This is a genomic window from Escherichia albertii NBRC 107761 = DSM 17582 (assembly GCF_000759775.1).
In the GTDB taxonomy this organism is placed as follows: Bacteria; Pseudomonadota; Gammaproteobacteria; order Enterobacterales; family Enterobacteriaceae; genus Escherichia; species Escherichia albertii.
In genome coordinates this window covers 1-11054 of record NZ_BBMY01000145.1, presented here as the reverse complement: position 1 = coordinate 11054, position 11054 = coordinate 1, and the positions used below count along the sequence as shown (strand labels likewise).

Annotated in this window: 13 protein-coding genes, 1 tRNA gene and 1 pseudogene; 8 read left to right on the top strand and 7 right to left on the bottom strand. The window is 48.8% G+C overall.

Annotation, left to right across the window (positions count from 1 at the left end; all coding sequences use genetic code 11):
- The 5 genes and pseudogenes from EA14781_RS25500 to EA14781_RS19725 form a co-directional block, all read left to right on the top strand.
- A pseudogene (locus tag EA14781_RS25500) lies at nucleotides 1-114 on the top strand (cell division protein ZapA); the annotation flags it as partial.
- Between the two features lie 98 nt (nucleotides 115-212).
- Nucleotides 213-431 carry a TraR/DksA family transcriptional regulator gene (locus tag EA14781_RS19735; RefSeq protein WP_000763368.1) on the top strand — a complete coding sequence of 73 codons (219 nt, stop codon included), beginning with the start codon at nucleotides 213-215 and terminating at the stop codon, nucleotides 429-431.
- Nucleotides 432-478: 47 nt separating this feature from the next.
- Nucleotides 479-757, top strand: a complete 279-nt coding sequence (locus EA14781_RS19730) for a DUF4222 domain-containing protein (protein WP_000488420.1) — start codon at nucleotides 479-481, stop codon at nucleotides 755-757.
- Complete coding sequence (locus EA14781_RS25855; protein ID WP_000446903.1) at nucleotides 729-1079, top strand: helix-turn-helix domain-containing protein; 351 nt, start codon at nucleotides 729-731, stop codon at nucleotides 1077-1079. Before EA14781_RS19730 ends, EA14781_RS25855 begins: the two co-directional genes overlap by 29 nt.
- Complete coding sequence (locus tag EA14781_RS19725) at nucleotides 1001-2119, top strand: tyrosine-type recombinase/integrase (protein WP_241685417.1); 1119 nt, start codon at nucleotides 1001-1003, stop codon at nucleotides 2117-2119. The genes EA14781_RS25855 and EA14781_RS19725 overlap by 79 nt, the downstream gene beginning before the upstream one ends.
- A gap of 14 nt (nucleotides 2120-2133) precedes the next feature.
- On the opposite strand, the gene EA14781_RS19720 is transcribed toward EA14781_RS19725, so the two are convergent.
- The 3 genes from EA14781_RS19720 to proB form a co-directional block, all read right to left on the bottom strand.
- Nucleotides 2134-2209: transfer RNA gene (locus tag EA14781_RS19720), tRNA-Thr, on the bottom strand.
- 114 nt (nucleotides 2210-2323) lie between these two features.
- Entirely contained in the window at nucleotides 2324-3577 is a 1254-nt protein-coding gene (proA, locus tag EA14781_RS19715; RefSeq protein WP_000893294.1) for a glutamate-5-semialdehyde dehydrogenase, read from the bottom strand.
- 11 nt (nucleotides 3578-3588) lie between these two features.
- A complete protein-coding gene (gene proB / locus EA14781_RS19710) occupies nucleotides 3589-4692 on the bottom strand; it encodes a glutamate 5-kinase (protein ID WP_001285285.1) in 1104 nt (367 codons plus the stop codon).
- A gap of 287 nt (nucleotides 4693-4979) precedes the next feature.
- Here proB and phoE point away from each other — a divergent pair, with 287 nt between their 5' ends.
- Nucleotides 4980-6035 carry a phosphoporin PhoE gene (gene phoE, locus EA14781_RS19705; protein WP_000749853.1) on the top strand — a complete coding sequence of 352 codons (1056 nt, stop codon included), beginning with the start codon at nucleotides 4980-4982 and terminating at the stop codon, nucleotides 6033-6035.
- Between the two features lie 100 nt (nucleotides 6036-6135).
- On the opposite strand, the gene crl is transcribed toward phoE, so the two are convergent.
- From crl to gpt, 3 genes are all read right to left on the bottom strand, one after another.
- Nucleotides 6136-6537, bottom strand: a complete 402-nt coding sequence (gene crl / locus EA14781_RS19700) for a sigma factor-binding protein Crl (RefSeq protein WP_000174680.1) — start codon at nucleotides 6535-6537, stop codon at nucleotides 6136-6138.
- A 57-nt stretch (nucleotides 6538-6594) separates the two neighbouring features.
- Complete coding sequence (gene frsA / locus EA14781_RS19695; RefSeq protein WP_000189568.1) at nucleotides 6595-7839, bottom strand: esterase FrsA; 1245 nt, start codon at nucleotides 7837-7839, stop codon at nucleotides 6595-6597.
- A gap of 92 nt (nucleotides 7840-7931) precedes the next feature.
- Complete coding sequence (gene gpt / locus EA14781_RS19690; RefSeq protein WP_001291989.1) at nucleotides 7932-8390, bottom strand: xanthine phosphoribosyltransferase; 459 nt, start codon at nucleotides 8388-8390, stop codon at nucleotides 7932-7934.
- A 260-nt stretch (nucleotides 8391-8650) separates the two neighbouring features.
- On the opposite strand from gpt, the gene pepD reads away from it, so the two are divergent.
- Nucleotides 8651-10108, top strand: a complete 1458-nt coding sequence (gene pepD, locus EA14781_RS19685; RefSeq protein ID WP_001292996.1) for a cytosol nonspecific dipeptidase — start codon at nucleotides 8651-8653, stop codon at nucleotides 10106-10108.
- 48 nt (nucleotides 10109-10156) lie between these two features.
- Nucleotides 10157-10639 carry a hypothetical protein gene (locus EA14781_RS19680; protein ID WP_000482546.1) on the top strand — a complete coding sequence of 161 codons (483 nt, stop codon included), beginning with the start codon at nucleotides 10157-10159 and terminating at the stop codon, nucleotides 10637-10639.
- A gap of 29 nt (nucleotides 10640-10668) precedes the next feature.
- Here the strand turns inward: EA14781_RS19680 and EA14781_RS19675 are convergent.
- The coding region (locus EA14781_RS19675) for a DUF4431 domain-containing protein (RefSeq protein WP_042336092.1) at nucleotides 10669-11054 on the bottom strand (386 nt) is incomplete at its 5' end.

Sequence of the window (11054 nt, the reverse complement as noted above, 5' to 3'; positions counted from 1 at the left end):
CACCGCCGTAGCGTACTGAAGAAGCACCGCGAAACGGTAACGCTGATGGGATTCACACCGACTCACTTAAGTCTGGCAATCGGTATGTTAAACGGCGTCTTTAAGGAACGGTGAACATGAAAAGCAAAATCATCAGGGAGCTACAGGCTCCTTTTTTATTATTCGCATTCACTCTCAAGCGTATTAACCAACAATTCAGGGATTAATGGAAGATGGCAGACATCATTGATTCAGCATCAGAAATCGAAGAATTACAGCGCAATACAGCAATAAAAATGCGTCGTCTGAACCACCAGGCTATATCTGCCACTCATTGTTGTAAGTGTGGCGATCCCATAGATGAACGAAGACGCCTGGCCGTTCAGGGTTGTCGGACTTGTGCAAGTTGCCAGGAGGAGATCGAACTTAAGAACAAACAATGGGGATTGTGATGACCTCAAAGGAGCAAATTTCAACATCGTCCAACTGAGGTGTAAAAATGTTCAGAATCATTTTGCCTAACACCTGGTACGTCGACCACCACGGCACTCCCTGCAAAATCCTGCGTTCTACCCACAACAAAGTTCACTACATCCGAAAAGGCAGAACATGTATCGCCAGCATGTTCCGCTTTAATCATGACTTTGAACCTGTGAATAAAGCTGATGCAGATCGGATAGCAGTAGAGATCGAAACGGCAGAACACATTAAGAAGTTACGTGACATGCGTTCAAAAAGCAGAGGTAACCATGGAATCATACAGCCTCACACTCGATGAGGCCTGTCAGTTTCTTAAGATATCCAGACCAACCGCCACCAACTGGATACGAACAGGCCGCCTACAGGCAACACGCAAAGACCCCACTAAACCAAAATCTCCTTACCTCACAACGCGACAAGCCTGCATTGCGGCGCTTCAGTCTCCGCTGCATACTATCAAGGTGAGCGCGGGTGATGGCATAACAGAGGAAAGAAAATGTCACTCTTCCGCAGAAGTGAAATATGGTACGCCAGTTTCACATTGCCGAACGGTAAAAGATTTAAACAGTCTCTTGGAACAAAGGACAAAAGGCAGGCGACAGAGCTCCATGACAAGCTAAAGGCTGAAGCATGGCGGGTCAGCAAACTTGGTGAAATACCTGATATGACGTTTGAGGAAGCGTGTGTCAGGTGGCTCGAAGAGAAAGCACATAAGAAATCACTGGACGATGACAAAAGCCGGATCGGATTCTGGCTTCAACATTTCGCAGGGATGCAACTAAGAGACATCACTGAATCAAAAATTTATTCCGCGATGCAGAAAATGACGAACCGGCGTCATGAGGAAAACTGGAAACTCAGGGCAGAAGCATGCAGAAAAAAAGGGAAACCTGTTCCAGAATACACGCCAAAACCAGCGTCCGTTGCAACGAAGGCAACGCATCTTTCATTTATAAAGGCCCTGCTAAGAGCCGCAGAGCGTGAATGGAAAATGCTGGATAAAGCACCAATTATTAAAGTGCCTCAACCAAAGAATAAACGGATCCGCTGGCTGGAGCCTCATGAAGCACAAAGGCTGATTGATGAATGTCCGGAGCCATTAAAGTCTGTTGTTGAATTTGCACTGGCAACAGGCTTAAGACGCTCGAACATCATCAACCTTGAATGGCAACAAATAGACATGCAGCGCCGGGTGGCATGGATAAACCCGGAAGAGAGTAAATCAAACCGCGCAATTGGCGTTGCGCTGAATGATACTGCATGTCGCGTATTGAAAAAACAAATCGGGAATCATCACCGTTGGGTATTTGTGTACAAGGAAAGCTGTACCAAACCAGACGGAACGAAAGCGCCAACGGTCAGGAAGATGCGGTATGACGCAAACACAGCCTGGAAAGCGGCGCTGAGACGAGCAGGTATTGATGATTTCAGATTTCACGACTTGAGACACACTTGGGCAAGTTGGCTGGTTCAAGCCGGAGTCCCGTTGTCAGTGTTACAGGAAATGGGAGGCTGGGAGTCTATCGAAATGGTTCGTCGATATGCTCACCTCGCACCTGATCACCTTACCGAACACGCACGGCAAATAGACTCGATTCTGAACCCATTGGTCCCAAATTTGTCCCAGTCAAAAAATAAGGAAGGCACTAATGATGTGTAACTCATTGCTTTATATGGTGCCGATAATAGGAGTCGAACCTACGACCTTCGCATTACGAATGCGCTGCTCTACCAACTGAGCTATATCGGCCCTGAAAGAACATGTTCACGAACGTGAATCACGGGGTAGAAGAGTAAAACTAACCGGGCGATGCGTCAATGGCCTTGTGAATCAAACGGCTACTTTTGCATCACCCGATTTTATTTACGCGCGAACGGTGTAATCACCGATGCCGATCCATTTGTAGGTGGTCAGCGCTTCCAGCCCCATTGGGCCGCGCGCGTGGAGTTTTTGTGTGCTTACCGCCACTTCCGCCCCCAAACCAAACTGACCACCATCGGTGAAACGCGTTGAAGCGTTAACATACACCGCGGAGGAATCCACTTCGTTAACAAAACGCTGGGCGTTACGCATATCCCGCGTCAGGATAGCGTCAGAGTGTTGCGTACCGTGTTCACGAATATGGGCGATGGCGTCGTCCAGATCGCTGACGATTTTGACATTCAAGTCTAATGACAGAAACTCATCGTCATACTCTTCAGCTTTAACCGCCACCACCTTCGCAGGTCCTGCCTGCAATTGCGCCAGTGCGACAGCATCGGCATGTAGCGTCACACCACTTTCAGCCATTTGCTTGCTTAATGCAGGCAGGAAGCTATCCGCAATGTTTTTATTTACCAGCAACGTTTCTACCGTATTACACGTGCTTGGACGCTGAGTTTTCGCGTTGACGATCACTTTCAGTGCATTAGAAATCTCTGCACTCTCATCAACGTAAATATGGCAGACACCAATACCGCCAGTGATCACCGGAATCGTCGATTGTTCACGACACAGTTTATGCAGGCCAGCACCACCACGTGGGATCAGCATGTCGATGTATTTATCCATACGCAACATTTCACTGACCAGCGCGCGATCAGGATTATCAATCGCCTGTACGGCGCCAGCCGGTAAACCGCAGGTTTTCAGCGCATCCTGAATGACCTCTACCGTTGCAGCATTAGTACGGCAGGTCTCTTTGCCACCGCGCAGGATCACCGCATTACCGGTTTTCAGGCACAGCGAAGCGACGTCTACCGTCACATTCGGACGCGCTTCATAAATTACACCAATCACCCCCAGCGGCACACGACGACGCTCCAGACGCAGACCGCTGTCCAGCACACCGCCGTCAATCACCTGCCCAACCGGATCGGCGAGGTTACACACCTGGCGCACATCGTCAGCGATGCTTTTCAGACGGGCTGGCGTCAGTGCCAGGCGATCAAGCATCGCTTCGCTAAGGCCATTGGCACGAGCATCGGCAACATCCAGAGAATTCGCTTTAAGGATGCTTTCGCTCTGCGCTTCCAGTTCATCGGCAATCTTCTCCAGCACGCGATTTTTTTCGCGGCTGGAGAGTTGCGCTAATTTATACGAGGCTTGCTTCGCGGCAATGCCCATTTGTTCCAGCATCGGCCTGCTCCTTAACGGGTAATCATGTCATCACGGTGAACAGCAACCGGGCCATATTCATATCCCAGTATTGCATCAATTTCCTGCGAGTGGTGTCCGGCAATGCGACGCAATGCATCGCTGTTATAACGGCTAACGCCGTGGGCGATATCGCGCCCTTCAAGGTCACAGATACGAATCACTTCACCACGCGAGAAGTTACCGCTCACGCTTTTAATGCCTTTCGGTAACAGAGAGCTGCCGCGCTCAAGAATGGCAGCGGTCGCCCCTTCATCAATGGTGATTTCACCCGCAGGCGGCGCACCGAAAATCCAGCGTTTGCGGTTTTCTAAAGGTGTTGCCTGAGCGTGGAACAGCGTACCAACGGAAATGCCTTCCATCACGTCGCCGATCACTCCCGGTTTGCTGCCAGCAGCAATAATGGTGTCGATACCCGCACGGCAAGCCACGTCAGCGGCCTGCAACTTAGTGCTCATGCCGCCGGTTCCGAGGCCAGAAACGCTGTCGCCAGCAATTGCGCGCAGTGCGTCATCAATGCCATACACATCTTTAATCAGTTCTGCCTGCGGATTGCTGCGAGGGTCAGCGGTATACAAACCTTTTTGATCGGTCAGCAACAACAGTTTATCAGCTCCCGCCAGAATCGCCGCCAGCGCCGAGAGGTTGTCGTTATCACCGACTTTAATTTCCGCCGTCGCCACGGCGTCGTTTTCATTAATTACCGGAACAATATTGTTGTCGAGCAGCGCACGCAGGGTATCGCGGGCGTTAAGAAAACGTTCTCTGTCTTCCATATCCGCACGCGTCAGCAGCATCTGCCCGACGTGAATGCCGTAAATCGAAAACAGTTGTTCCCACAGTTGAATCAGTCGGCTCTGCCCTACCGCCGCCAGAAGTTGTTTCGAGGCGATAGTCGCTGGCAGTTCCGGGTAACCCAGGTGCTCACGTCCGGCGGCGATCGCACCCGACGTCACGATTACAATCCGATGCCCGGCGGCATGTAACTGCGCGCACTGGCGAACAAGTTCAACGATATGGGCACGGTTCAGGCGGCGCGATCCGCCTGTTAGCACACTGGTGCCGAGTTTTACCACCAGCGTCTGGCTGTCACTCATGATTCTCTGCCATTCAATTTTAGGAAAAATGATATCAAACGAACGTTTTAGCAGGACTGTCGCCGGTTGCCAACCATCTGCGAAAAAAGCAGGGCGTTTTATTGCGCGGGATCAGCAAGCGTAGCGGCAGTGGTTTACGTTTTTATTACAGATTTAATAAATTACCCTATTTTAAGAATATTATTACCCTGTAATATAAATTTAACAATTCCACGTTAAAAACTTTCCTGCTTTCAACGGGACGCTCCCGACGAATATTTGCGCGTTAATTAAAATCAGGAATGAAAATGAAAAAGAGTACACTGGCATTAATGGTAATGGGAATTGTGGCATCTGCATCTGTTCAAGCCGCAGAGGTTTATAACAAGGATGGTAATAAACTGGATATTTATGGCAAAGTTAAGGCCATGCATTATATCAGTGATAATGACAATAAAGATGGCGACCAGAGCTATATCCGTTTTGGTTTTAAAGGCGAAACTCAAATTAACGATCAACTAACCGGTTATGGTCGATGGGAAGCGGAGTTTGCCGGGAATAAAGCTGAAAGCGATACCACACAGCAAAAAACGCGCCTCGCGTTTGCCGGGTTGAAATATAAAGATTTGGGTTCTTTTGATTATGGTCGTAACCTGGGCGCGTTATATGACGTAGAAGCCTGGACCGATATGTTCCCGGAATTTGGTGGCGATTCCTCCGCACAAACCGACAACTTTATGACCAAGCGCGCCAGCGGACTGGCAACTTATCGTAATACTGACTTCTTCGGCATTGTAGATGGCCTGAACTTAACCCTGCAATATCAAGGAAAAAACGAAAACCGTGATGTAAAAAAACAAAACGGTGATGGATTCGGTACTTCACTGAGTTATGACTTTGGCGGCAGCGATTTTGCCATCAGCGGAGCCTATACTAATTCTGACCGCACCAATGAGCAAAACCTGCAAAGCCGTGGTACAGGCAAACGCGCAGAAGCATGGGCAACAGGCCTGAAATATGACGCCAACGATATTTACCTGGCAACTTTTTATTCTGAAACACGTAACATGACGCCAATTTCTGGCGGTTTTGCTAATAAAACACAAAACTTTGAAGCCGTCGCGCAATATCAATTTGATTTTGGTCTGCGTCCATCGTTAGGTTATGTATTATCAAAAGGAAAAGATATTGAAGGCATCGGTGATGAGGATCTGGTCAATTATATTGATGTCAGTGCAACATATTTTTTCAACAAAAATATGTCAGCGTTTGTTGATTATAAAATCAACCAACTGGATAGCAATAACAAGTTGAATATTAATAATGATGATATTGTCGCGGTTGGAATGACATATCAATTTTAACGAATATTGCCGGATGCAACGAGAACGCCTTATCCGGCCTACAAAAACTAATATTCCAGGCCGGGTTAGATGTACGAGCATCTAACCCGGTACATGTCAGTCACGCCGTTAACTTCACCGGCTCATCACGAAAATCATCTGCCGGCTCCAGTTTCAGACTTAACGTTCCCAACAGTTCACGCAGCTTTTCATGAAACTCACGCAGGGTGTACTCCAGTCGCTCAATCACTTCTGCATCGTTTACCTGAACATGCGTCCAGTCGCCAGCTTTATCGAATAAACCAAACTGGTAGCTGTAGGTAAAACGAGATTCCTGCGCTTCCAGTTCCATCCACCAGCCCCAGAACTCACGCACTTCTGGCGCAGGCTTCACGTTGACACATACAGCCAGACAATCGAAAAAGAATCGATTATCTTCACACTTACCTTCACGGATATACGGGCCAAGCGCGGTAAATTTTTTGATCAATCTGCTTTTCGGGTGCCCACTCGGTAACGTCATTGCGATCTCCTGTTGTGAAGCAACTGTTTTACCAAACTGGTAAAATTTAGCAAATTTTTAACACAATCGTTTTTCGATCCAGTTGGTGATTTCCTGAAGCGCTTTGTCAAAATTCCGATACACCGGATTGAACGGAATCTCTAACAATTTACCGTCAGCAGATGACGAAGCGATTAACCGCGAGTCCTCTTCCGGGCTAAAAGGATCGTTCTTCCAGTAACCTGATAACATTGGCGTTGGACAGCGACGCCCCAGCAACCCTTGCACTTTTAACGAATAGCGGTTCAGCTCTACGCGCAAAGTGTCGTCTGAAGCATCGTGCATCCCTAAACGACTCGCCAGAACGTCAAGGTACATTTCCGGCACCTGTTGCTGGCACTGAAAGTCACTTAACAAGGTATGAACTACCGGACCAAGGCAAGCCACCGCTTTCAAACGCGGTGATTCAAGGTAAGCCAGACGCACAGCAACGTTAGCGCCAAAACGGAAACCAAAGGCCACGACGCGCGTGTGATCTACCCACGGCACATTCGGCAACGCCTTTAAAACATGCTGATGCAGAAGACTGGAGTCCTGGGTGAGCTTCCATTTTGAAGAAAAACCGACCGAAGGCATATCAATAGTCAACATCGCAATGCCGCGCGGTGCAAAATAGCGCTCATAAAGGGAGTAATAATCTGTTTGCATTGCATCCAGCCCGCCACACATTAATACTGTCGGGAATGGCCCATCGCCTTTTGGCATATGCAAAAAACCAGTGATGGGCGCACCGCCTGGAACAGTGAACTCCATTTGCCGCATACTTCCTGGCAGACGTTGCGCTGCCTCTTCATAAGCGCGGTTTGACAACGCCTGGGCTTGCTCCGCCAGATCGTCCCCTTTCAGGTGCGGATAGGCGGCGATGTTATACAGTGTGGCTGCATGCAACCAGTGACGCCCGCTGACTTGTGGATCTTCTTCCGCACAAGCTTTCTGCTGCCATTCCATCGCCTGGGTAGCCCACTCATAAATCCAGTTGCCGCCGCGGTAGCCAATTACTGTATCGTATAAATCATCATCGGTGCGTTCGGCATCGCTCATCACAATACGCGCCTGGACGTCGAGGATTTCACGCGGGTCAACGCCGCGCCAGATCCACATCAAACGGTTAATCATGCGATACCAATGGGGAATGTTTTTACCATCAAGGGCCGACTGCACAGGCGATTGCGCGCCGTGATTAAAGCGGCGGACTAGCGTCGACGTTTCAGGATGTTTAAAGCGGGGTTTGAACAGGGTTTCGCTCAGGTTTGCCTGTGTCATGGATGCAGCCTCCAGGAATACTTACTGGAAACTATTGTAACCTGCCTGAAGTTAAAAAGAACAACGCCCGGCAAAGCCAGGCGTTGAAAAGATTAGCGGCCGGAAATAGGCGGAACAAATACGACGCCCATATCCCACGGCTGTTCAATCCAGGTATCTTGTGGGATATCAATGACATAATCATCAACCAGCGGACGACCAGCCGGTTTAGCGAAGATGGTGACAAAGTGCGCTTTAGGATACATTTCGCGAATCGCAACCGCCGTTCCGCCAGTATCCACCAGGTCGTCAATAACGATGAAGCCTTCGCCATCGCCTTCTGCGCGTTTCAGCACTTTAAGCTCGCGCTGGTTGTCGTGATCGTAGCTGGAAATACAAACGGTATCGACATGACGAATACCCAGTTCACGCGCCAGTAACGCACCCGGTACCAGCCCGCCACGGCTAACGGCAATAATGCCTTTCCACTGTTCTGAAGGCATCAGGCGGCTTGCCAGTTTACGTGCATGGATCTGCAACATGTCCCAGGTGACGATGTATTTTTCGCTCATGTGAAGTGTCCCAGCCTGTTTATCTACGGCTTAAAAAGTGTTCGAGGGGAAAATAGGTTGCACGAGATTATAGAGATCTGGCGCACTAAAAACCAGTATTTCACATGAGTCCGCGTCTTTTTACGCACCGCCGCTCCCTGACGCTGGATAAAGTGGTATTCTCAAACATATCTCGCAAGCCTGACTTGTGCTGACAACATTTTCTGCTAACCCTGTGACCTGCAATACTGTTTTGCGGGAGATCGACAAGGAGACTTAACGTGTCTGAACTGTCTCAATTATCTCCACAACCGCTGTGGGATATTTTTGCCAAAATTTGTTCTATTCCTCACCCGTCCTATCATGAAGAGCAGCTTGCTGAATACATTGTTGGTTGGGCAAAAGAGAAAGGCTTCCACGTCGAGCGTGATCAGGTAGGTAACATCCTGATTCGTAAACCTGCCACCGCAGGTATGGAAAACCGTAAACCGGTCGTCTTGCAGGCCCACCTCGATATGGTGCCGCAGAAAAATAACGACACCGTGCATGACTTCACTAAAGATCCTATCCAGCCTTATATTGATGGCGAATGGGTTAAAGCGCGCGGCACCACGCTGGGTGCGGATAACGGCATTGGTATGGCCTCTGCACTGGCGGTTCTGGCTGACGAAAACGTGGTTCACGGCCCGCTGGAAGTGCTGCTGACCATGACCGAAGAAGCCGGCATGGACGGCGCGTTCGGCTTACAGAGCAACTGGTTGCAGGCCGATATTCTGATTAACACCGACTCCGAAGAAGAAGGTGAAATCTACATGGGTTGTGCGGGGGGTATCGACTTCACCTCCAACCTGCATTTAGATCGTGAAGCGGTTCCGGCTGGCTTTGAATCCTTCACATTAACCTTAAAAGGTCTGAAAGGCGGTCACTCCGGTGGTGAAATCCACGTTGGTCTGGGTAACGCCAACAAATTGCTGGTACGCTTCCTGGCGGGTCATGCAGAAGAACTGGATCTGCGTCTTATCGATTTCAACGGCGGCACATTGCGTAACGCCATCCCGCGTGAAGCCTTTGCGACCATCGCTGTGGCCGCAGATAAAGTCGACGCGCTGAAATCGCTGGTAAATACCTATCAGGATATCCTGAAAAACGAGCTGGCAGAGAAAGAGAAAAATCTGGCATTACTGCTGGATTCTGTAGCGAACGACAAAGCTGCGCTGAGCGTCAACTCTCGCGATACCTTTATTCGCCTGTTGAACGCCACCCCGAATGGGGTGATCCGTAACTCCGATGTAGCCAAAGGCGTGGTTGAAACCTCTCTGAACGTCGGTGTGGTGACCATGACTGACGAAAACGTAGAAATCCACTGCCTGATCCGTTCTCTGATCGATAGCGGTAAAGACTACGTGGTGAGCATGCTGGATTCGCTGGGTAAACTGGCAGGCGCAAAAACCGAAGCGAAAGGCGCATATCCTGGCTGGCAGCCGGACGCGAACTCTCCGGTAATGCATCTGGTGCGTGAAACCTATCAGCGTCTGTTCAACAAGACGCCGAACATCCAGATTATCCACGCGGGTCTGGAATGTGGTCTGTTTAAAAAACCGTATCCAGAAATGGACATGGTTTCAATCGGGCCAACCATCACCGGCCCACACTCCCCGGATGAGCAAGTTCACATCGAAAGCGTTGGTCACTACTGGACGCTTCTGACTGAACTGCTGAAAGAAATTCCGGCGAAGTAATAACGATAACGTCCACGCCTGCAGGCGTGGACTGTTCAAGGATGAATAATGTTCAATTTATTTCGCATCTGGTTTCCGGTCCCGCCAAAATTCTCTTTTCAAACTCAGTTAATGCCATCAGAGGCACAGCAAAAATTAAATCAGGCAGCAAATCAATATTTATCTGTCTCATATTCAGAAAACACTATTAAAATCAGATATCAAACGGCCTCATCAGGTAAGCGTAATTTTTGCACATTCTACGGTAAATGGAGTAAGTGTGGCCCCCAAACCCTGCTGAATGGTAATTTTTCCACACACACTTTTTTGCCATTTATTGCGATAACATGCCTTTTAATTTCTACCGTAGCTGAAATCAGTGCAATATGCTCTATTATCGAAAAGGGAATTCAACCGCTATTTATCTGTTTTATTATTTTCCCTCCAGTTCTGCTCTTACTCATTACGGGAATGATTTTCGTAATAAACTCGGAACAAAGGGTGTTACAGAAGAAAATTGTAGCATTGATCAACAATACACTAAAGGATTAATGACAGGCTGTAATCACTGCTCACCGCGCCTATGTCAGAATGAAAATATTATCCAACAACAGAGGAGTATGATGCATATCGCCTAATGCAAGAAAAAGATCGCCACCAACTACCACGCTTTTATCTAATAAATAACGCAATGCCGAACGTTCATCTGCCGTAAGGACTAATTGTAATTGCCGATTCCAATTTCTCCCGCGAGTGTCGACATCGCGTACGCAGAAGAGTGGCTTATCCGGTGTAATTATCCAGTATGCGGATTTCCCCTCACCTTTCTGATGCAACAGTCCGGTCACAGAAAGAGTATCCCCTTCGCGAGCACAGCGTTGCTCACGCTGAAGCGCCACTTTAGCAAGGGTTGTGGAAAAAAGAGGATCATGGTGAAGAGAACCGTTCCAATAACCTTCGCCAGGTG

What these genes read in the sequence shown, in the direction of transcription:
- crl (WP_000174680.1), bottom strand. Translation starts at nt 6,537, where the DNA reads ATGACGTTACCGAGTGGGCACCCGAAAAGCAGATTGATCAAAAAATTT.
- phoE (WP_000749853.1), top strand. Translation starts at nt 4,980, where the DNA reads ATGAAAAAGAGTACACTGGCATTAATGGTAATGGGAATTGTGGCATCT.
- EA14781_RS25855 (WP_000446903.1), top strand. Translation starts at nt 729, where the DNA reads ATGGAATCATACAGCCTCACACTCGATGAGGCCTGTCAGTTTCTTAAG.
- proA (WP_000893294.1), bottom strand. Translation starts at nt 3,577, where the DNA reads ATGCTGGAACAAATGGGCATTGCCGCGAAGCAAGCCTCGTATAAATTA.
- frsA (WP_000189568.1), bottom strand. Translation starts at nt 7,839, where the DNA reads ATGACACAGGCAAACCTGAGCGAAACCCTGTTCAAACCCCGCTTTAAA.
- proB (WP_001285285.1), bottom strand. Translation starts at nt 4,692, where the DNA reads ATGAGTGACAGCCAGACGCTGGTGGTAAAACTCGGCACCAGTGTGCTA.
- EA14781_RS19735 (WP_000763368.1), top strand. Translation starts at nt 213, where the DNA reads ATGGCAGACATCATTGATTCAGCATCAGAAATCGAAGAATTACAGCGC.
- gpt (WP_001291989.1), bottom strand. Translation starts at nt 8,390, where the DNA reads ATGAGCGAAAAATACATCGTCACCTGGGACATGTTGCAGATCCATGCA.
- EA14781_RS19680 (WP_000482546.1), top strand. Translation starts at nt 10,157, where the DNA reads ATGTTCAATTTATTTCGCATCTGGTTTCCGGTCCCGCCAAAATTCTCT.
- EA14781_RS19730 (WP_000488420.1), top strand. Translation starts at nt 479, where the DNA reads ATGTTCAGAATCATTTTGCCTAACACCTGGTACGTCGACCACCACGGC.